The organism is Nocardia sp. NPDC004278 (assembly GCF_053602975.1).
The window spans coordinates 75098-94802 of the sequence record NZ_JBSGEQ010000003.1; the positions used below are offsets into that span (position 1 = coordinate 75098).

A 19705-nucleotide genomic window follows, 5' to 3' on the forward strand; every position below is an offset into this window, starting at 1 on the left:
CAGGCCGTAGACTAGTTACTGATGAGTAAGTTCTTTGGTTCGGTCGACGAGGTGACGCGGCGGCTCACCGACGCCGGATACCTGCCCTCCACCGACATCGCCACCGCGGTGTTCCTCGCCGGGCACCTGGGCAAGCCCCTGCTGATCGAGGGCCCGGCGGGTGTCGGCAAGACCGAGCTGGCCAAGGCGATCGCCACCGCCACCAGCTCCGACCTGGTGCGCCTGCAGTGCTACGAGGGCATCGATGAGGCCCGCGCGCTCTACGAGTGGAATCATGCCAAGCAACTGCTGCGCATCACCGCCACCGATAACGAAGGCTGGGACAGCACCCGCGACCACGTCTTCACCGAGGAATTCCTGCTCCAGCGTCCGCTGCTGGCCGCGATTCGAAACCCGCATCCGACCGTGCTGCTAATCGACGAACTCGACAAGGCCGATATCGAACTCGAAGGACTGCTCCTGGAGGTCCTTGGCGACTACCAGGTCAGCATCCCCGAACTCGGTACCGTCACCGCGGTCCGCAGGCCCATCGTCCTCGTCACCTCCAATGCCAACCGCGACCTGTCCGAGGCGCTGAAACGCCGCTGCCTCTACCTCCACATCGACTACCCGACAGCCGAGTTGGAACGCGCCATCGTCCGCATGAAGGTGCCCGAGTTGGACGATGCGCTGGGGGAGCCAGTGGTCCGAATGGTCGGCGCCCTTCGCGAACTGTCGCTGCGCAAGCCTCCGTCGATCGCCGAAACCGTAGACTGGGCGCGCACTCTGGTCGCCCTCGGTACCCGGAACCTGACCGGCACTATCGTGCGCTCCACCCTCGGCGTACTGCTCAAATACCAAGCCGACCACCGCATCGCCATCGATCGCCTGGAACTGCCCGCTGTTGAGCCACACGATCGCAGACCATCGTGACCACTCCCAGTGATGCGCTGACCGATCGTCTCGTCGAATTCGTCGGACTGTTGCGTGACCATGGAATCTCCGCGGGGCCGAGCGAAACCATCGACGCCGCCGGGGCAATGCTGGCGCTCGGTCTCTCCGACCGCAACCGCCTGCGTTCCGGCATGGCCGCCTGTCTGCTGCGCCGCAACGGCCAGCGCGCCGTTTTCGACCAGCTCTTCGATCTCTACTTCCTGACCGCCGAACAGCCGCGGTCGGCAACGCCGTCGACCTCCGAGTCCGTCGACGCACTGCGCGACCGCTTGGTGGACACCCTCGCCCGAAACGACCGCGATGCGGTAACCGAACTCGCTCGGCAGGCGCTCACCGAGCTGGGCGGATACGGCGGAGTCGGCACCGGCGTGACCGCGAGCCCGGTCAGCACCGCATCGGGTGCGGGCTGGTCCTCCTACCTGACCATGAAATCCCTACGGCCGGAAGAACTTGTCGAACGCATCGTCGCAGGCATGGGAGGTGACCTCGACACCACCGTGCGTACCATCGAAGCCGACCGCCGCCTGCGCGAATTCCGCACCGCCGTCCAAACCGAGGCGCGCCTGCGCTCCGCGCAACTGCGCGGCACCGAATATATTGCCCGTCGCGGCGTCGAATCCAGCACCGATCGGGTCGACTTCCTCGGCGCCCGCGAACAAGACCTCGCCGAAATGCGCCGCCTGGTCAACCCGTTGGCTCGCAAACTCGCCACCCGCCTCGCCGCCCGCCGCCGCAAGGCGGTCCGCGGCCAGATCGATATGCGCCGAACCCTGCGTCGCTCCATGGCAACCGGGGGAGTGCCGATCGACCCGGTGCTGCGCGCCCGCAAACACGGCCGCCCCGACCTGGTCGTACTGGCCGACTTGTCCGGCTCCGTCACGGGTTTTGCGGAATTCACCCTGCAACTCGTGCAGGCGCTGCAGGACCAATTCAGCAGGGTCCGCAGCTTCGGCTTCATCGACACCTGCGACGAAATCACTGGCTTCTTTACTCCTGGTGAGCCACCCGTCCCTGGTACCGCCGCCCGAATCGTGCGCGATTCCAAAGTCGCCCGCTTCGGCAGCAGCAACTACGGTGAGGCGCTGCAAGGCTTCGTCGACAACTACCTCGACGCCCTCGGGCCCCGCAGCTCGCTGCTCATCCTCGGCGACGCCCGCACCAACCGTACCGATCCGAATCTCGCTGCGCTGCGGGCAATGTCGGACCGCGCGAAACACGCCTACTGGCTCAATCCCGAACCCGCCCGCTCCTGGTCCAGCGGTGATTCGGCCGCACATGTATTCGCCGAACACATCACCATGCACGAATGCCGCAATGTGAAACAGCTCGCTGAGGTCATCGGTCGGCTGTTGCCTGCTCGATAACGCTCCCTTTTGCCATTCGGCCGTCGCCGAGTAGGTACGCGGTATCCGTCAGCGGAAGAACGGCATGGTCGCGCCAACGACGGGCCTACTACCCCGTCCAGATAGATTGCTGCGCTACCCACTCCGACTGCTCGCCGAGCGTAGATCGCGGTCGAATACGGTCCTGCGCGACGACCATTCGGCTACGTTCGACAGACCCCGGCCCGAGGGCTGGATGCGGCAGGAGCTAGCTGGGCACGGCACTGGTTCGGGCGTCTTCCGGTCGAGGGTGTGCGGGCGAGACGGGCAGGTCGACTTCCGCGAGTCGATTCACCACACGCAGGTACTCGGCGTTCTCAGCCGAGGATAGGCATAACCGTGTCCACAATGGATTCGGTTGTGGGCAGCGCCGTGACCACGTCGGGTGGGCTCAGGTGACGTTGCAGCGCGCGTTGATGCGCCGCGCCGACCAGGAGCAGAGCGACTGCTCGCAGATCCACCGAGACCGGTACGCGCTGGTCCGCGCGTGGCATCGACAGGTGCGCAATGACAGCGTCGACCGCGCGGTGCGGCCCGATATCCAACTCCCGACTGCGCTCGGCATACTTCGCGCGCAACTCCGCATCCGATTGCACCGCGGCCATTACCGGAATGGCATCCAGAAAGAACCCCTCCAACGCTTCGACGAGCGCCACCAGACCCGCCCGCAACCCGGGCTGTTCCTCGACCTCCCCGAGCACATCCTTGACCGGTCGCAGATGCCGCTGGATCACCGCCTGCAGCAAACCCATTCGATCCCCGAAGTGATAGAAGATGCTCGACTCGGCCACCCCCGCCCGCTTCGCTACTTCCTTCGTGGTCAGCCGAGCCACCCCCGCCTCAACCAAAATCTCCTGCGCCGCCACCACAACCGACTCCCGCACCCCCGTCGAGGGCCGTCCCCGTTGCGCGCGAGTCGGCCGTGCACCATCCGCGGACGCCGCCACCCCGATCTCCTCTCCATGCCGCATCAACCCTTGCAGTATGCCCCACATAGTCGTATTTTTTGAGTATCCACTCAGTAATTAACTGACCAGCGGAGGCACCATGTCCACCCCGACCAAGGCCCCTACCACCCAATCCCGCACCCAGCGCATCGGCGACGCCGTCGTCCGCGCCATCCTCCGATCCCGCCTGCACCCGCTACTGAGCAAGAAACTCCTCATCGTCACCGTCTCCGGCCGCAAAACCGGCCGCGAATACGCCAACCCCGTCGGCTATGCCGAACACGACGGCCACCTCCTGATCGGCACCGCCGCCAACTGGCGCCGCAACCTTATTCCGGGCACTCCGGTCCGGATCCGCTTCCGCGGCGCCGACATCCAAGCCGACCACGAGGTCATCACCGACGAGCCCCGCGCCGCCACCCTCTACCGCGAAATCCTCACCCAAAACCCGACCCACGGTCGCTTCGCCAGAATCCACCTCGACCCCGACGGCACCACCAACCTTCCCGCCCTCCGCACCGCCCTGGCCCACGGCATCGCCGTAGTACGCCTCCGCCCCCTGCCGGCCCGGTCATGATCTTCGCTGTCGCCCCGCAGTTGCTCGGCCAACTGATCCGCATCCATCGTCTCCGCGACGGCCGCGATGACCTTGCCGCTCACGCGGTGGATCACCGCGGCGGCGTGTCGTCGCCGAGGTTCGAGGCTGTCGTGACCGACTGCGGCACGAGCCGTGACACAGTCGGCCGGTGACGACGGTCCGGATCAGTGCCGGACTTCGGAAACCGCGACGGAGCGGCCCTCTCGGCGGGAGAGTTCACACGCCTCGGCGATGTAGAACGCGGCCAAGGCATCGGCAGGGGTGCAAGGGTTTTCGAGGTCGCCCTTGATCACGGAGAGGAATGCGGCGAGTTCGTCGGTATAGGCGCGGCGGAAGCGTTCCATGAAGCCGGGGTAGGCGGGGAAGGTGGAGGGGGTGTAGTCGGGTTCGACGGAGGTCAAGGGGGCGCGGTCGTCGAGGCCGACGATGGCGTTGCCGCGGGAGCCGAGGGCTTCGAGGCGGACGTCGTAGCCTGCGCCGTTGTAGCGGCTCAGGGAGACCGTGGCGAGGGTGCCGTCGTCCAGGCGCAGGAGTACCGCGGCGGTGTCCACGTCGCCTGCGTCGGCGAAGAAGGTTTCGCCTCGGTTGGCGCCGGTGGCGTAGACCTCGACTACCTCGCGGCCGGTGACCCAGCGGATGATGTCGAAATCGTGGACGCCGCAGTCGCGGAACAGACCGCCGGAGCGGGGGATGTATTCGGCGGGTGGGGGTGCGGGGTCGAGGGTGGTGGCGCGCAGGGTGTGCAGCCAGCCGAGTGCGCCGGAGGCGATGGCGGCACGAGCGGCGCGGTAGCCCGCGTCGAAGCGGCGTTGGAAGCCGATCTGGACCGGGACGGTGGAGTTTTCGATGTGGGTGATGACCTCGAGGGTGCCTTGGATGTCGGCGGCCACCGGCTTTTCGCAGAAGACGGGGATGCCCGCGTCCACGGCTCGGGTGATGAGTTCGGGATGGGAATCGGTGGCCGTCGCGATGACCAGGCCGTCCAGGGGCGAGGCGAACAGGGCGTCGATATCGGCGACTACTTCGACGCCGAGTTTTCCGGCGGCGGCGCGGGCGCGCTCGGCGTCGGCATCGGCGACGATGACGGTGTCGACACCGGGCAGGTGTTTGAGCGTCTCGGCGTGGGAGGTGCCGATTCTTCCGGTGCCTGCCAGGCCAACAGTGACGGTGTGCGCGGATGTCATCGGCTCTCCTCCTAATGAAATACGAAATGGCGGTTGTTGATGCCGGGGCCGACAGTCGGACCCGGGTCAGTCGCGGGGAGCGGCAGTCGTCGCACGGACGACCAGTGACGGTTGCAGGCGGCGGCGCACCGGTTCGGTGCGGCCGTCGCGCAGGCGTTCGATGAGCGCCTCGATTGCCAAGCGACCCATCTGGTTTCGGGGCTGATCGATGGTGGTCAGGGAGACGTGTCGCAGCGCGGCCAGCGACGTGTTGTCATAGCCGACGATCGAAACATCGTGCGGCACTGAAAGTCCGGCCTCTTCCAACGCCGACATCGCGCCGACGGCGTTGAAGTCGTTACCGCACACCAGCGCGGTGGGAAAGTTGCCGCGAGAGAACAGGTTCAGCAGTTTCTGGATCGCGGCGATACCCGCGGAATCGGTGTGCTCGCTCGCGATGATCATGGGCTCCAACCCATTTCGCGCCATGGCGTCGCGGTACCCGCGACGGCGCGCGGCCGAGGTGAAGGCGCCACCGCCGTCGAGATGCACGATCCGACGGTGGCCGAGCGCGACCAGATGATCCACGGCCAGCGCGGCACCGATCTCGCCATTGTCATTGACGGTGTCGACATCGGCAATGGCGGAACTGCGCGAGATGAGCACGACCGGACACTTTTCGGCGGCTTCGCGGACGGCCGCAATGGGCAGTACGGGGGAGAGCAGGATAACGCCGCCGGGTCGGAAGGACAGCAGGCTCTCCAGTGCGGTGCGTTCGCGGGCGGCGCTGCGGCGCCCGGTATTGAGGATCAGTTCCAGGCCCGCCTCCTGCGCGGCCGCGTCCATCCCCTCCACCACATCGGCGAAGAACGCATTGCGCAGGTCGGAGACCATGACGCCGACGATATTGGAGGTCCGGCTGGCCAGCGATCGCGCCATGATGTGCGGTTGGTAGCCGAGGTCTTTCGCGGCCGCTAGCACCGCGCGACGGCGGTGTTCGCTGACCTTGGGTGAGTTGCGCATGACGAGGGATACCAGCGCGCGGGACACACCGGCGCGGGCGGCGACGTCCTCCATGGTCGGTCGAGCCATTTCGCCTCCGTTCCCTAATCGCCGTGCTCATGCAGTGTCGGACGTTACAAGGTTGACGCCCGCTAGGCAATAGAGCGCTCTAATCCGGCATTTTTCCCATCGCCAGCTCGGTGCATTTCCGCTGGACGGCCGGATTTTCGCTGGTCGCAGCGATATAAGAGCTGACGATGCAGTACTTGACACACTATGACCCACGTTACATAGTTGGAGCGCTCCAATAGTTCGGAGCGCATGATCGACGCTGAAGGTCGGAGAGTCCCGATGAGTACTGCATCGCATAGCGATTCGATGACGGGCGGTGGCCGGGTGGCGGATGCGCCCGAACCGCGCCACCCGCTGCGCATCGCGGCCGCCCCAATTTCCTGGGGAGTCTGTGAAGTCCCCGGTTGGGGTCACGTGCTCGACGCGCGGACCGTGCTGACCGAGATGGCCGCGCTCGGCATTTCGGCCACCGAACTCGGCCCGCCCGGCTATCTACCGCGCGATCCCCTCGAATTGCGTTCGCTGCTCGACGGATTCGGAATCAGCTCGGTCGGTGGGTTCCTCGCCCTCGCGCTGCACCGCGACCCGGAGCAGGCGATCGCGGCCGCCCGCGAGAACGCCGCGCTATTCGCCGCGACGGGTGCGGAGGTAGTCGTCCTCGCGGCCGCCACCGGTCTCGACGGATATGACACGCGCCCAGCGCTTTCCGATCAAGAGTGGCGAACCCTCATCGAAACGGCCGCCGCCATAAGGGATGTCGCCGCCGAATATGGACTCCGCACCACGCTGCATCCACATGTCGGCACCTACGTCGAGAACGAAGCCGAAGTCGACCGCTTCCTCGCCGATTCCGATCTCGACCTGTGCCTGGACACCGGCCACCTGCTCATCGGCGGCACCGATCCGGTGCGCCTCGCGCAGCGCTATCCGGATCGCATCGGACACATCCACCTCAAGGATGTGCGCAATGCGATCGCCGACCGAGTGCGCAGCGGCGCAATGGAATACAGCGACGCGGTCCGCCAGGGCATCTACGTCCCGCTCGGCGACGGCGATGTCGATATCGACGCCCTGGTGCGCAGCGTGCATGCCGCCGGATACCGCGGCTGGTATGTCATCGAACAGGACACGGCATTGCGCCCCGAGGATTCGGCGGAACTGCCGAGCCGAGATGCCGCCCGCAGTCTGATCCACCTCGCGGGCATCGGTTCCGCTCTCGACTCCGCCCGAATCTAGATGGGAAGTGATGACAACGATGTCACTGGAAATACGCACGCCGTGGTGGCGGCGATCGCGCCGCCTGGTGCCGTGGCTGGCCGCGGCCACCATTCTCGCCGCGTGTAGCGGTCCGGGTGCGGATGTCCCCGCTCCGACCCATTCCCCCGTCGCCCAGGGCAAGTTGGGGTCGGTCGCGGTGGTGACCCACGGCAGCCCCGGTGACGCCTTCTGGAACGTCGTCAAAAACGGTGCAGAGGCGGCGGGCAAGGATCTCGGCGTCCGTGTCGAGTACAACTCCTCCGGCGATCCCGGGCAGCAGGCCAAGCTCATCGATAATGCGGTCGCGCAGGGCGTGGACGGTCTGGTCGTATCGATGGCGAATCCGGAGGCACTTCGGCCCTCGATCGAGAAGGCCGTCGCCGCGGGTATTCCAGTGGTGACCATCAATTCGGGCGAGAGCGAGAGCGCGAAATTCGGCGCCATCGGCCATGTGGGACAAAGTGAGACGCTGGCCGGGCAGTCCGCGGGTAAACGCCTCGCCGACGCGGGCCGCAAGAAGTTGCTGTGCGTCATCCACGAGGCGGGCAATATCGGCGCCAATCAGCGCTGCGATGGCGCGACCAAGGCCTTCGGCAATGGCACCACCTTGCAGGTGGATATCAATAATCCCACCGACGCGCAGTCCCGCATCAAGGGCGCGCTGGAGGCGGATAGGTCCATCGACGCGGTGCTGACGCTGAATTCACAAGTCGCCGCCCGCGCGGTCGATGGGGTGAAGGAATCGCAGTCGGCCGCCACGGTCGCGACCTTCGACCTGAATACCGATGTGGTCGAGGCGATTCGGGCGGGCAAGCTGCTGTTCGCGGTGGACCAGCAGCAATACGAGCAGGGTTATCTGCCGGTGGTGCTGCTGCAGTTGTATCGGACGAACCTGAACTCGGTCGGTGGTGGCGCACCGGTGCAGACGGGGCCCGCCTTCGTCGACAAGAACAATGTCGAAGCCGTGGCCGCGCGCGTGGCACTGGGCATGCGCTGAAGGAGTGGATGAAATGACTGTTGCCACCAAAACTTCCGAGGTCGCACCCAGCAGCCCGCCGGAGGGCCCCTCGCTGTTCCAGCGCTTGATCGTCCGACCGGAGATCGGGGCATTGCTGGGCGCCGCATTGGTTTTCGTATTCTTCTCGGTCATTACCGACCGGTTCCTCAGTCCGCTCGGCGTCGCGACCTGGCTGGACGATTCGTCCACACTCGGCATCATGGCGGTCGCGGTCGCGCTATTGATGATCGGCGGTGAATTCGATCTGTCCGCCGGTGTCATGACCGCCTCCACCGCGCTGGTCACCGCACTGCTCGCGGTGCATGCGGGATGGAATGTCTGGCTGGCGCTGCTGGTTTCGCTGCTCTTCGCGCTGACCGTCGGTGCGTTCAACGGGTGGCTGGTGATGCGTACCGGTCTACCGAGCTTCATCGTCACGCTCGGCACCTTCCTCGCGCTGCAGGGTCTCAACCTCGGCGTAACCCGGTTGGTCACCGGAACCGTTCAGGTATCCGGCATTCGCAGCGCCGAGGGGTACAACTCGGCCGGATGGGTTTTCGCATCGACACTGGATATCGGCGACACCCACCTGCAGGCCTCGGTCGTCTGGTGGGTGGTGCTGACCGCGATCGCCGCACTTGTGCTGGTACGCACGAAATTCGGCAACTGGATCTTCGCGGTGGGCGGTGCGCTACCCAGTGCGCGGGCCGTCGGCGTTCCCGCCGACCGGACCAAGATCCTGCTCTTCATGACCACGGCCTTCGCGGGGTGGGTCGTCGGTTCCTGCAGTATCCTCCGCTTCTCCAGCGTGCAGGCGAATCAGGGTGTCGGGCTGGAGCTGCACTACATCATCGCGGCCGTGGTCGGCGGCTGCCTGCTGACCGGCGGATTCGGTTCGGCGGTCGGCGCCGCGATCGGCGCGCTGATCTTCGGCATGGCGCGTCAGGGCATCGTTTTCGCCGGTTGGGACAGTGACTGGTTCATGCTGTTCCTCGGCGTGCTGCTGTTGGCAGCGGTGTTGGTCAACAACATATTCAAGAAGCGAGCCGAGAGGGTACGCCGATGAACACAGCATCGCGGAGCGATTCGACCAGTGGCGGTGGCGTGGTGCCGGCCGGGCCGACACCATTGATCGAAGCGATCGATATCGGCAAGAGCTACGGCGGTGTCGTCGCCTTGCGTGACGTCTCGACGGTCGTGAACGCGGGACAGGTCACCTGCATCCTCGGCGACAATGGTGCGGGCAAGTCGACGCTGATCAAGATTCTCGCCGGTGTGCACCAGCACGACCGCGGTGAGCTGAAGATCGACGGGCAGACGATCCGATTGTCCTCGCCCCGAGAGGCTTTGGATCACGGCATCGCGACCGTGTACCAGGATCTCGCGGTGGTGCCGCTGATGAGCGTGTGGCGCAACTTCGTACTCGGCTCCGAGCCGACCCTCGGATACGGCCCGCTGCGACTGCTCGACCGTCGCAGGGGCCGCGATATCGCCCGGCAGGCGCTGGCGGATATGGGCATCGAGATCCGCGATATGGAGCAGCCGGTCGGCACGCTGTCCGGTGGCCAGCGTCAGTGCATCGCGATCGCCAGGGCGGTGCACTACGGGGCCAAGGTGCTGATTCTGGACGAGCCGACCGCCGCCCTCGGCGTGAAGCAGGCCGGTGTGGTGCTGAAATACGTTGTGCAGGCACGAGACCGCGGGCTCGGGGTCATCCTGATCACGCACAACCCGCATCATGCCTTCCCGGTCGGCGACCGCTTCCTCCTGCTCAAGCGCGGCGCGATGCTCGGCTCCTACGAGAAGTCCGAGATCGATTTGCCGGAGCTGACCAGGCAAATGGCCGGTGGCGCCGAATTGGACGCACTCCAGCACGAGTTGCAGCGAGTGGTCACGCCGTGAACCCACGACTTCGAGGACGGTTCGCATGAAGTTGACGATGGCGCAGGCATTGGTCGGCTGGCTGGTCGCCCAGCGCTCGGAGACCCTGGATGGTCGTGAAGTACCCCTGTTCCCGGCCGTTTTCGCGATCTTCGGGCACGGCAATGTGCTCGGGCTCGGCACCGCGCTGCAGGAGCGCAGTGCCGAAATACCGGTCTGGCGTGGGCATACCGAGCAGGGGATGGCCTTGGCGGCGGTCGGTCTGGCGAAGGCCACCCACCGCCGTCAGGTCGGGATCGCGACCTCCTCGATCGGTCCCGGCGCACTGAATATGGTGACGGCGGCCGGTGTCGCTCATGCGAATCGCCTACCGCTGCTGCTGCTTCCCGGCGACACCTTCACCAGTCGAGCACCGGATCCGGTGCTGCAACAGGTCGAGCACTTCGGCGACCCCACCGTCACCGTCAATGACGCGTTTCGCGCGGTCAGCCGATACTTCGACCGCATCACGCGCCCCGAACAATTGATCGCCACCCTGCCCCAAGCGGCCCGGGTGCTGACCGACGCGGCTGATGCGGGACCGGTGACGCTCGCATTGCCCCAGGACGTGCAAGCCGAGACCTATGACTTCCCCGAGGCACTGTTCGAGCCGGTCGTGCACCGAATCACGCGTGCCCGCCCCGACTCGCGGGTAGTGGCCGAAGCCGCCGACGCGCTGCGCTCGGCGCGACGTCCGCTTCTGGTCCTCGGCGGCGGCGTCCGCTATTCCGGTGCGGGCCGACTGGTACTCGAATTCGCCGAGCGGCACGGTATTCCGATCACAGAGACGACAGCGGGCCGGACCCTCGTGCCGCACGATCACCCATTGTTCACCGGCCCGCTCGGTGTGACGGGCTCGACATCGGCCAATACCGCTGCCGCACAAGCAGATCTGGTGCTGGCCATCGGCACTCGACTACAGGACTTCACCACCGCGTCCTGGACCGTCTTCGCCCCCGACGTCCGATTGGTCACCATCAATACGGCCCGTTTCGACGCGGTGAAGCACGGCGCACTCGCGGTTGTCGGCGATGCCGATGCGACTGTGCGGGAACTGACTGCGCACCTCGCGAATTGGCGAGTCGACGCCGAATGGTCCGCCCGCGCCGAAGAACTCCGAACCACCTGGGACACCCATATCGATAAGCTGCGCGCTCCCACGCCCGGCACTCCGAGCTATGCCCAAATCGTCGGCATCGTCAATGAATTGAGCGCACCGGACGACTATGTCATGACCGCATCGGGCGGTATGCCCGGCGAACTGATCGGCGGCTGGCGCGCCACCGGCACCGTCCCGACGATGGATGTCGAATACGGATTCTCCTGTATGGGGTACGAACTCGCCGGTGCCTGGGGCGCGGCCATGGCGCATGTGCACGGCCTGGTCACCACCATGCTCGGCGACGGCTCCTATCTGATGCTGAACTCCGAACTGTTCTCGGCCGCCTTCGCTGGCCACCGGTTCGTCGCGGTGGTCTGCGATAACGATGGGTACGCGGTGATCGCGCGCCTGCAGGAGGGGCAGGGCGGCGAGCCGTTCAACAACTTCTATGCCGACTGTCGGACCAACCATCCCAGGCCGCCCCGGGTCGATTTCGTCGGCCATGCTCGATCATTGGGCTGTGCGGTCTTCACCGCGACCGACCTGGTCGAGTTCCGTGGCGCGTATGCGCGGGCCCGCGCCGCCGCCCTCGGCGAGTCCCGTCCGGCGGTCGTTGTCGTGCGCACTCAGCCATCGGCATGGACCGAGGCGGGCGCCTGGTGGGAGGTCGGCGTGCCGGAACACCTATCCGGTCGCGTGGCGTACGACGAGTCGAAGTCGAGGCAGGTGCGCCACCTGAACGGCTGAACCGGAATGGACCACACCGGGCGGCGACAGGATCGCCCGGTTCCCGACCCCGACGGCGACGGGCGCACCGAATTCGCGGGCGATATCACAGCCTAGGACACCCGCTGGACCTCGGCCGCCTGGGTGCTCGCGGCAACTGTAGGCCGCTGCACGGCCATGGCGATGCCGACCGCCAGAATCCACAGCATGGTGAACCCACCCACCGTCGCCGTCGTGCCCCATCCGTTGGCCGCATAGAAATTCGCCGGGGCATTCCCGAAGAATAGCGACGGTACGAATGCGAAGTTGACCAGCGCGAGCAGTAAGGCCGACCGGCCGACCCACTGCGGCAGCATCGCGGTCCGCGACACCGCAAATCCCAAGGCCGCCAGGAACAATCCCTCTAATAGCCGTGAAATCGTGCCGTACAGGATGTAGGTGCCGCTGACCGTGATGGTCGGATCGATCGGGTCCGGCGCCTGGATCACCGCGCCGACCTCGAGTCCGGTTCCGACGAACGCGACCGCCAACCACAACAGCCCGGCGGTCGCGGCCACCGTGCCCACCCAGTCATACGCCGTCTGCTTCAACAGCTGGCCGAGCCCGGCGATGAATACGATGAGCAGGGTCAGTCCGGTGAGCCCGAACAGGCTGCGGGTCAACACATTCGAGTCCGGCGGCGCGCCGTTGTAGACGAAGTACAGCGGCAACTCGACCAACATCAGCAGCGCGGCGATGAGGCCGGCGACACCGGTTGTGCGACGAATAGCTCTGGCGTCCATATGTTTTCGCCTTCCAAAGGGCAATGCCTGAAGTGCGGTCCCCGCAGGTTCGAGGCTCGCCGCGGTAGATAGTATATGACTTATACTATAAGGCCTATGTTAAAGTTCGCCGAATCTGTGAACAGCGAGATCGGAGGACGGTGGCGGAACCGAACATGCCCGACGAACTTCGGAGGCTGTGGCGGCTGCCGACCGGACCGCGCCTCGGTCGCCCGGCCGAACTCGACGTCGACCGCGTCGTCGGCACCGCCGTGGCGCTGGCCGATCGGGACGGACTGTCCGGCGCGACTCTGCCCAAGATCGCGGCGGCATTGCGGGTCACGCCCATGTCGCTCTACCGTTACATCGGCTCCAAGGATGAGCTGATCGTGCTCATGGCCGATCTCGGCTTCGGTCCAGCAATCGAACCGACAGAGCCGCGTGGGGATTGGCGCACACATCTGCGCCGCTGGGCGCTGGCGCAGCGAGCGACTTTCCAGCGACGCCCCTGGCTGGCCCGGCTGCCCATTGCCGGTCCGCCGCGTGGCCCGAACGCCATCGGATGGATGGATGCGGGACTGCGCTGTCTGCGCGATACGGATCTGGACTGGGCGGCCAAGGTCGGCGTGATCACTGTGGTCAGCGGCCATGTCCGGCAGGCATTCGTACTTGCCAGTGAACTCGAAGTGGGCAGCCGCGCGGCCGGTCTCGAACAAACGCAGGTCGAACAGAACTACGGCCGCGATCTTGTCGAGTTGGTCGATCCGGCACGATTTCCCGATGCCGCAAGGCTATTCGCCGCCGATATCTGGGAGGCGCCGCGCGAGGATCCCGACGCGGATTTCACCTTCGGCCTCGAACTCGTCCTCGATGGCGTCGCCGCGGCGATCGATCGGGCGCGGTCACAAAACTGAAAACCGACCAGTTAGTGCGCGCGAAAGCGTCCCATCGCGTATTTTCTTTACAACTTCTTAGGATCGGTCCGAAGTATGTGCCGAGAATGGTTGCTGGGATCACCGCCGGAGCCTGCGGTGATAGCTAAAAGTGTGCGCTGACCGGCTGATCTGTGCTCTGAGCTAGTAGTGTAGGCAGGGTAGCCGGCACTGTGGATCCGGCATTGCGGCGGCAGCCGCAGCCCATCGCCAACGTCGGCTTGCTCACAGTCACCACCGCTGGATGTGGCTGAATTCGTCGGATGATGGCATTGTTGATCGTGAGACCGGGCTCATCGAAGTGATCTGCTCGGCTCACCAACAGGAAGTAAGAAGTAAAGAACATGGCTCAAGGCAGTGTGAAGTGGTTCAACAGCGAGAAGGGCTTCGGCTTTATCGCTCAAGACGGAGGCGGCCCTGACGTCTTCGTGCATTACTCGGCCGTTTCCGGCTCGGGTTTCCGGTCCCTCGAAGAGGGCCAGCGCGTGGAGTTCGAGATCGGCCAGGGCCAGAAGGGTCCGCAGGCCCAGGACGTCCGCGCTATCTGATCAAGCGTGACTTAGGAGGCTCGCACCCGGCAGGGGGTGCGGGCCTCTCGTCGTTTCGGGGGGGTGTCCCTATGGTTTTCGTCAAGGGTGTTGGTGATTCGGAAGTGCCGGTTCGGTGTGTGGGGTGGTCATGACCGGACGATGATGTAGCGCCCGGGTTCTTCTTGGAACTCGACTGTGGTGGCGATCGCTGCGTCATCGGGGTGGAGGTGGTCGGTCGGGATGACGATCAGCTTGTCGTCATCGTCGTGTAGTCGGTGGATGATCGCGATGCATGCCCCGGTTGCGGAGGTCATGGACTCGGTGGGGCCGAGGAAGTAGGCATCGAGTTCCTCGCCATCGGGTGCGAGCGTTCCGGGAACGAATCCGTAGTTGACGGTGTAGAGGAATCCGCAGGTGGGGTGGTGGCTTCCGTAGGGTCGGTCGATGGTGAGGTCGACTGTGCGGCCGAGGAACTGGCGTGCCAGCGTCAGCGATTTGGATTCGGTGAGCGGGCGCGGGTCGGTCATCGTTCGAGGCTATCGGCAGGAGGTGACGTTGCGGCCTGATCGTTCGGTCGGGCAGGCATTGCGGTAGGGCTGTTTGGTCTTGAGCATGGCGTAGAGGACGTCGCAGCGACGGCGGGCGAGGCAGATGAGGGCGGCGTTGTGTTTCTTGCCCTCATCGCGTTTTCGCGTGTAGTAGGCGCGGCTGGCTGGGTCGTGCAGAGCGGCGAACGCGGACAGGAACAGGGCGCGTTTGAGTTTGTGGTTGCCGGATCGGGCGGGGTGCTCGCCGCGGATGGAGCTGCCGGATCGGTGGGTGACCGGGGCGATGCCTGCGTAGGAGGCGAGGTGGCCGGCCGAGGCGAAGGCTGAGCCGTCGCCGACTTCGAGCAGGATGCGGGCTCCGGTCCTGACTCCGACGCCGGGCATCGAGGTCAGGACCTTGGAAAGAGGGTGGTCATCGAGCATCCTCTCGATATCTTCAGCGATGCTCTTGCGTTGCAGCAGAACCGTTTTCAATGAATCGGCGAGTTTGGGCAGCACGATTTCGGCGGCGTTGGAGCCAGGGACGGTGACTGTTTGTGCGGGCAGCGCGGCCAGGATTTCGGCCACCAGTCGCGCGCCCATGCGTGGGGCATGGTTGGTCGCGATCGTCGTGAGTTTGCGTTTTCCAGCAGCCCTGATCCCGGCTGGTCCGCCGCAACGGGACAGGATCTCCAGCACGGCCGGGTGGGCAATGCGTGGGCCCAGGACGCGTTCGAGCGCGGGGTGGATGCTGGTGAGCAGGCCTCGGATGCGGTTGCTGGTGCGAGTCGCCTCGCCGGCCAGGTCGTCGTCGAAGCCGACCAGGACACCGAGTTCGGTAAGGGTTTCGTCGCCGGTGTCGACGCGGCGCAGCGTGTGCGGCATGGTGCGGGCGGTGTCGGCGATGATGTAGGCGTCGCGGGCGTCTGTTTTGGCTTGTCCGGGATAGAGATCGGCGATGCGGCGCATCGACAGGCCGGGCAGGTAGGCGACGTCGTGGCCGCTGGCGCGGGCGACGGTGACCGGTAGGGCGCCGATGGTGTTGGGTTGATCGACCACGATCAGCAGCGGACCGTGCGCGGCGAGCTGGTTGAACACCGCTCGTAGCCGGGTTTCGTCGTTGGGCAGTGCTTTGTCGAACAACCGCTTGCCGCCGGTATCGAGACCGACCGCGTGGTGTTCGCCCTTACCAACGTCAACGCCGCAGAACACGGCATACGCCTGTGCCACTTCGCAGTTCCTTCATCGTGTCGAAACCAGGACCGGTCGCCGATCAGGCATCGACGCCCGGCACCCACGTTATGAAGAGACCTACCCTCGGCCCTGTCCCCATCAGCGGTCCGTCGACGCCACCAGCCCGGCGACACCACCCCCCGGATCATGCGAACGACAGGGGCAAGAAGTCATACCGGGCCTGGCGACCGTAGCCCTCGTTCAAGGGCCGCGAAGAAGATAACGGGGATTGGTACTACGCCTTCCACCTGCCCGATCTGGGCGGGAATCACCGACCGCGACCAGCTTGTCGTTCGTCATCCGCACCTCGTCCTCGACGGACACCCGGTAGCACGCCCTACTTCGGTGCCTGGAAGCCGCCGATCTTCTGCTCGAGCAGTTCGGCTAGCCGCAGCGGGGTGCGGTCGGAGAACATCGGACCGATGAGCTGCACTCCCACCGGCAGCCCCTCGGGGGACCGGCCCGCGGGTATGGCGGTCGCGGGCAGGCCGGGCATGGTGGCCACACCGGCCCAGACGAGCTGGTCGAAGTACGGGTACTCGACGCCGTCGATGTCGATGTGCCGGTTCTCCAGACCTCCGTTGTGGTCGTGCGGGAAGGCGGGAGTGGGCGTGATGGGGCACACCACGGCATCGAACTCGGCGAAGAGCTGCCGCCAGCCGTGGCGGTGGAGTTCGCGACGGTTGTTCGCCTCGACCCAGTCACGGTGGCTGAGCACCATGCCGCGCAGCCGGGCCGCGTCGAGGCTCCGGTCGTCGACGCTCAGGGCGGCGGCGTGGGTCTGCAGCTGTTCGTACACGTCGACGGAAAGACCTGCGGCGGCGTTCGACAGCATCAGCAGCATGTAGAGCGTCGCCGCTTCGATCGGATCGGGCAGCAGCGGACTGTGCCGTTCGACGCGGGCGCCCTCGTCGACGAGCGCCTCGGCGACCCGGTTCACGCCCGCCCGCACCGCCGATCCGGTCGGAATGAGCGGATGGTCCTCGATGATCAGGACACGGAAGTCCGACAGCCGCTCGTGGCGCGCGGGCGGCAGTGCGACGTCGTAGGCGACGCCGTGGGTCAGCGGGTCCGGTCCGGCCATCACGTCGAGCAGGAGTGTGAGGTCGCGGGCGTTGCGAGCCATCGGACCGACGACGGCGAGGTCGAGATCGACCGGCAAGGCCGGCGCGGGCGGCGCGACCATGCCGCGGTTCGCCACCAGTCCGAGGGTCGGCTTGTGTGCGTAGACGCCGCAGAAATGCGCGGGGGTGCGTAGCGAACCGGCGAGGTCGGAGCCGATGGACAGCGCGCCGAATCCGCACGCAAGGGCCGCCGCCGAACCCCCGGACGACCCACCCGACGTGCGGCCGTGATCCCACGGATTGTTGGTGGTGCCGTAGATCTCGTTGAAGCTCTGGATATCTCGCAGCATCAACGGCACATTGGTCTTACCGAGCAGCACCGCGCCGGCCGCCTTCAACCGCGACACCTGTACCGCATCCTCGGCCGGTACGTAGTTCGCGTGCTGCGGCATGCCCCAGGTCGTGGGCAGCCCGGCGATATCGTAGGACTCCTTGACCGTCACCGGAATACCGAGCAGCGGCCGATCCTCGCCGCGGGTGCGCGCCTGGTCGGCGCTGCGCGCGGCGGCCCGCGCACGGTCGAAATCCGGGACACAGATCGCGTTGATCGCCTTGTCGTCCCGCTCGATACGGGCGATCGCCTCCTCGGTCAGTTCCACCGATGTCACTTCACGAGCATGCAAGGCGGCCGCGAGTTCTTCCGCCGACTGAAGATTCCAATCCATGAATCCGACGCTATTGGCCCGCCGGAGAGGACATAAAATGCCGATTCGCACAACGGAAAGTCGAACGGACCACCTGCACCGGTGAAGTCACACGCTCGTTCTGCCATCGAGGACGGTCCACCCCAGCTCACAGCGTCGGCAGCGGGCCAACTCCATGAGGGCAGGACATGAAATGCCGATTCGCACAACGGGATAGATGTCTCAATACTCATCATGTTCCTGCCCGGCCACAGACTATTCACCCGACGACTGGCCATGCCGCCGCGCAGCGGGATCGGTGTCGGCCTGGAAGTTCGGGAGACTTCCATCGGACACCAGCGCGCACTTCGCGAGGCTGCGAACCGACGTATGCCCGGACAGCTTCATCAGTACAATCTGATTGCATCTTGCAATCAGATGCGTATGGAGAAGATACAGCTGGTTGTAGAATGCAAGCGGCGATTTCGATCGAGGGAGCATCAGATGCGCGATCAGGGACGTTCGGGCTGCCCGATCAACGCGACTATCGAGGTGATCGGCGATCGGTGGACGCTGCTGGTGCTGCGCGACGTGATGTTCGGCAACCGCCGCCACTTCCGCGAACTGCTCGCCGGATCGGAGGAGGGCATCGCATCCAATATCCTGTCCGACCGGCTCAAGCGCCTGGTCGCGGCCGGACTGCTCAGCCGCGAGGACGTCCGTCCCGGGCAGAAGGCCGAGTACCGGCTGACCGAGCCCGCGATTCAGTTGGTGCCGATCATGGCGCAGCTTGGCGCATGGGGGTTGCGGCATCGACCGACGACCAAGCGCCTGCGCGTACGCGCGGAACTGCTGGCCGAGGGCGGGCCGCAGCTGTGCGCCGATTTCATGGATGAGCTGCGCGAATCGCACCTCGGCGTGCCCCGCCCCGAGCCGGATGCCCCGACCGCGACCGAGCGGTTGGCGCGCGCCTATGCCGACGCGGTCGCCGCGGGGTGATATCGCGCTGCGGCGTGCGCACCAGATCCGGCCGCACGGCCTGTCGACGGCGCGGCCGAGTTCTGAGCGCTACAGCTCATCTCCGGTAGCGAGGACTTCCCTGCGGAAGAAGTCGGCGGTGATCTCGCGGGCTCGCTCCAGATCCCGATCCGCCGTCTTCGGGAAAGCGGCTGTTGCGCGGTCGAATTCGTCCGCGATGAACTCGGCGATCGGCACAGGCACTGTGCCGCTGCCCATTTCGCGGGTGCGTGATTTGAGCTCGGTCAGCTCGGTGATCGCGGTAACCAGCCGCCGCAGTGTTCGGAACAAGTGCGTCGACGTGCGCTGGTCGGTCAGCTAGTGATGATCGCCTTGGGGGTGGGCGTATTCATCGGCGGTGTCGTCATCTCGACCGTAGGACTCACCTTTGTCTTCGGGCCGACCGATCTACAGTTCATGCACACCGATGCCGCCACGCTGAAGTCCGCCAACGCACACCTACTGCCGTTCATCGCCCACGACCGTGCCGGATTCGGCGGCGCGCTGATGGCGACGACGGTGGCGATCGTGCTGCTCGGTCTGTGGGGCTGGTGGCGAGGCATGGGTGTGGTGGACGTTGCTCGGTGCGACCGTTGCCGGGTCGGCCAGTGTGCTGGTGATCCACTTCTTCATCCACTACACCGCGTTCATCCATCTGCTGCCGGTGTATTTCGGTAGCGCCGCGCTTGCTGTCGCGCTGATTTTGGGGTGCACATATCTGATGTATCGCGCCGACTAATAGCGCTGCCACGCAACTCGATGGCAGCACCGTTGGATTTGTTCGAGATTTGCCGGATTCCCGCCGATTGGTCAGTCCTATCTCGGATAGGTCTCAGACGGTTCGAAACATTCTCTTAGA

The 19705-nt window shown here is 65.6% G+C and carries 20 protein-coding genes; 12 read left to right on the top strand and 8 right to left on the bottom strand.

The window, feature by feature from the left end; all coding sequences use genetic code 11:
* Positions 1–21: 21 nt before the first annotated feature.
* Positions 22–912: an AAA family ATPase gene (locus ACWEO2_RS05290; protein WP_452404227.1), complete on the top strand. Its 891-nt coding sequence runs from the start codon at positions 22–24 to the stop codon at positions 910–912.
* Entirely contained in the window at positions 909–2297 is a 1389-nt protein-coding gene (locus ACWEO2_RS05295; RefSeq protein ID WP_452404228.1) for a vWA domain-containing protein, read from the top strand. Before ACWEO2_RS05290 ends, ACWEO2_RS05295 begins: the two co-directional genes overlap by 4 nt.
* A 335-nt stretch (positions 2298–2632) precedes the next feature.
* Here ACWEO2_RS05295 and ACWEO2_RS05300 read toward each other — a convergent pair whose 3' ends face one another.
* On the bottom strand, positions 2633–3262 hold the full coding sequence (locus tag ACWEO2_RS05300; RefSeq protein WP_452404229.1) for a TetR/AcrR family transcriptional regulator: 630 nt from the start codon (positions 3260–3262) through the stop codon (positions 2633–2635).
* A gap of 100 nt (positions 3263–3362) precedes the next feature.
* Between ACWEO2_RS05300 and ACWEO2_RS05305 the strand changes: the two genes are divergently transcribed.
* Positions 3363–3839, top strand: a complete 477-nt coding sequence (locus ACWEO2_RS05305) for a nitroreductase/quinone reductase family protein (protein WP_452404230.1) — start codon at positions 3363–3365, stop codon at positions 3837–3839.
* Between the two features lie 185 nt (positions 3840–4024).
* On the opposite strand, the gene ACWEO2_RS05310 is transcribed toward ACWEO2_RS05305, so the two are convergent.
* Entirely contained in the window at positions 4025–5044 is a 1020-nt protein-coding gene (locus ACWEO2_RS05310) for a Gfo/Idh/MocA family protein (protein ID WP_452404231.1), read from the bottom strand.
* Positions 5045–5110: 66 nt separating this feature from the next.
* Positions 5111–6115: a LacI family DNA-binding transcriptional regulator gene (locus tag ACWEO2_RS05315; protein WP_452404232.1), complete on the bottom strand. Its 1005-nt coding sequence runs from the start codon at positions 6113–6115 to the stop codon at positions 5111–5113.
* Positions 6116–6403: 288 nt separating this feature from the next.
* Here ACWEO2_RS05315 and ACWEO2_RS05320 point away from each other — a divergent pair, with 288 nt between their 5' ends.
* From ACWEO2_RS05320 to iolD, 5 genes are read left to right on the top strand one after another with little or no spacing between them, the layout of a single operon-like run.
* Complete coding sequence (locus ACWEO2_RS05320; protein ID WP_452404510.1) at positions 6404–7333, top strand: TIM barrel protein; 930 nt, start codon at positions 6404–6406, stop codon at positions 7331–7333.
* A gap of 10 nt (positions 7334–7343) precedes the next feature.
* The gene (locus ACWEO2_RS05325) at positions 7344–8351 is read left to right on the top strand and encodes a sugar ABC transporter substrate-binding protein (RefSeq protein WP_355177349.1); all 1008 of its coding nucleotides are present in this window, start codon (positions 7344–7346) and stop codon (positions 8349–8351) included.
* 13 nt (positions 8352–8364) lie between these two features.
* Positions 8365–9417, top strand: a complete 1053-nt coding sequence (locus tag ACWEO2_RS05330; protein WP_452404233.1) for an ABC transporter permease — start codon at positions 8365–8367, stop codon at positions 9415–9417.
* Complete coding sequence (locus ACWEO2_RS05335) at positions 9414–10253, top strand: ATP-binding cassette domain-containing protein (RefSeq protein WP_452404234.1); 840 nt, start codon at positions 9414–9416, stop codon at positions 10251–10253. Before ACWEO2_RS05330 ends, ACWEO2_RS05335 begins: the two co-directional genes overlap by 4 nt.
* 25 nt (positions 10254–10278) lie before the next feature.
* Entirely contained in the window at positions 10279–12120 is a 1842-nt protein-coding gene (gene iolD / locus ACWEO2_RS05340) for a 3D-(3,5/4)-trihydroxycyclohexane-1,2-dione acylhydrolase (decyclizing) (RefSeq protein WP_452404235.1), read from the top strand.
* A 92-nt stretch (positions 12121–12212) separates the two neighbouring features.
* On the opposite strand, the gene ACWEO2_RS05345 is transcribed toward iolD, so the two are convergent.
* Positions 12213–12881, bottom strand: coding sequence for a hypothetical protein (locus tag ACWEO2_RS05345; RefSeq protein ID WP_452404236.1), 669 nt, complete (start codon positions 12879–12881; stop codon positions 12213–12215).
* Between the two features lie 155 nt (positions 12882–13036).
* On the opposite strand from ACWEO2_RS05345, the gene ACWEO2_RS05350 reads away from it, so the two are divergent.
* Both ACWEO2_RS05350 and ACWEO2_RS05355 read left to right on the top strand, forming a co-directional pair.
* Positions 13037–13774: a TetR/AcrR family transcriptional regulator gene (locus ACWEO2_RS05350; protein ID WP_452404237.1), complete on the top strand. Its 738-nt coding sequence runs from the start codon at positions 13037–13039 to the stop codon at positions 13772–13774.
* A gap of 362 nt (positions 13775–14136) precedes the next feature.
* Complete coding sequence (locus ACWEO2_RS05355) at positions 14137–14340, top strand: cold-shock protein (protein ID WP_040693519.1); 204 nt, start codon at positions 14137–14139, stop codon at positions 14338–14340.
* Positions 14341–14468: 128 nt separating this feature from the next.
* Here the strand turns inward: ACWEO2_RS05355 and ACWEO2_RS05360 are convergent, their stop codons facing one another.
* The 3 genes from ACWEO2_RS05360 to ACWEO2_RS05370 all read right to left on the bottom strand — a co-directional run bounded on the left by ACWEO2_RS05360 (position 14469) and on the right by ACWEO2_RS05370 (position 17871).
* Entirely contained in the window at positions 14469–14849 is a 381-nt protein-coding gene (locus tag ACWEO2_RS05360; protein WP_452404238.1) for an inorganic diphosphatase, read from the bottom strand.
* Positions 14850–14858: 9 nt separating this feature from the next.
* On the bottom strand, positions 14859–16079 hold the full coding sequence (locus tag ACWEO2_RS05365) for an IS110 family transposase (protein WP_452404239.1): 1221 nt from the start codon (positions 16077–16079) through the stop codon (positions 14859–14861).
* Between the two features lie 340 nt (positions 16080–16419).
* Positions 16420–17871 (bottom strand): amidase, encoded by a 1452-nt coding sequence (locus ACWEO2_RS05370; protein ID WP_452404240.1) that lies wholly within the window; start codon positions 17869–17871, stop codon positions 16420–16422.
* A 462-nt stretch (positions 17872–18333) separates the two neighbouring features.
* Here ACWEO2_RS05370 and ACWEO2_RS05375 point away from each other — a divergent pair, with 462 nt between their 5' ends.
* A complete protein-coding gene (locus ACWEO2_RS05375) occupies positions 18334–18828 on the top strand; it encodes a winged helix-turn-helix transcriptional regulator (RefSeq protein WP_452404241.1) in 495 nt (164 codons plus the stop codon).
* 69 nt (positions 18829–18897) lie between these two features.
* Here the strand turns inward: ACWEO2_RS05375 and ACWEO2_RS05380 are convergent, their stop codons facing one another.
* Positions 18898–19137, bottom strand: a complete 240-nt coding sequence (locus ACWEO2_RS05380) for a hypothetical protein (protein WP_452404242.1) — start codon at positions 19135–19137, stop codon at positions 18898–18900.
* Here ACWEO2_RS05380 and ACWEO2_RS05385 point away from each other — a divergent pair, their 5' ends adjacent.
* Positions 19138–19524 (top strand): hypothetical protein, encoded by a 387-nt coding sequence (locus ACWEO2_RS05385; protein ID WP_452404243.1) that lies wholly within the window; start codon positions 19138–19140, stop codon positions 19522–19524.
* Positions 19525–19705: the final 181 nt, after the last annotated feature.

What these genes read in the sequence shown, in the direction of transcription:
- iolD (WP_452404235.1), top strand. Translation starts at nt 10,279, where the DNA reads ATGAAGTTGACGATGGCGCAGGCATTGGTCGGCTGGCTGGTCGCCCAG.
- ACWEO2_RS05345 (WP_452404236.1), bottom strand. Translation starts at nt 12,881, where the DNA reads ATGGACGCCAGAGCTATTCGTCGCACAACCGGTGTCGCCGGCCTCATC.
- ACWEO2_RS05325 (WP_355177349.1), top strand. Translation starts at nt 7,344, where the DNA reads ATGACAACGATGTCACTGGAAATACGCACGCCGTGGTGGCGGCGATCG.
- ACWEO2_RS05320 (WP_452404510.1), top strand. Translation starts at nt 6,404, where the DNA reads ATGACGGGCGGTGGCCGGGTGGCGGATGCGCCCGAACCGCGCCACCCG.
- ACWEO2_RS05370 (WP_452404240.1), bottom strand. Translation starts at nt 17,871, where the DNA reads ATGGATTGGAATCTTCAGTCGGCGGAAGAACTCGCGGCCGCCTTGCAT.
- ACWEO2_RS05305 (WP_452404230.1), top strand. Translation starts at nt 3,363, where the DNA reads ATGTCCACCCCGACCAAGGCCCCTACCACCCAATCCCGCACCCAGCGC.
- ACWEO2_RS05375 (WP_452404241.1), top strand. Translation starts at nt 18,334, where the DNA reads ATGCGCGATCAGGGACGTTCGGGCTGCCCGATCAACGCGACTATCGAG.
- ACWEO2_RS05350 (WP_452404237.1), top strand. Translation starts at nt 13,037, where the DNA reads ATGCCCGACGAACTTCGGAGGCTGTGGCGGCTGCCGACCGGACCGCGC.
- ACWEO2_RS05310 (WP_452404231.1), bottom strand. Translation starts at nt 5,044, where the DNA reads ATGACATCCGCGCACACCGTCACTGTTGGCCTGGCAGGCACCGGAAGA.
- ACWEO2_RS05360 (WP_452404238.1), bottom strand. Translation starts at nt 14,849, where the DNA reads ATGACCGACCCGCGCCCGCTCACCGAATCCAAATCGCTGACGCTGGCA.
- ACWEO2_RS05315 (WP_452404232.1), bottom strand. Translation starts at nt 6,115, where the DNA reads ATGGCTCGACCGACCATGGAGGACGTCGCCGCCCGCGCCGGTGTGTCC.
- ACWEO2_RS05330 (WP_452404233.1), top strand. Translation starts at nt 8,365, where the DNA reads ATGACTGTTGCCACCAAAACTTCCGAGGTCGCACCCAGCAGCCCGCCG.
- ACWEO2_RS05290 (WP_452404227.1), top strand. Translation starts at nt 22, where the DNA reads ATGAGTAAGTTCTTTGGTTCGGTCGACGAGGTGACGCGGCGGCTCACC.
- ACWEO2_RS05335 (WP_452404234.1), top strand. Translation starts at nt 9,414, where the DNA reads ATGAACACAGCATCGCGGAGCGATTCGACCAGTGGCGGTGGCGTGGTG.
- ACWEO2_RS05355 (WP_040693519.1), top strand. Translation starts at nt 14,137, where the DNA reads ATGGCTCAAGGCAGTGTGAAGTGGTTCAACAGCGAGAAGGGCTTCGGC.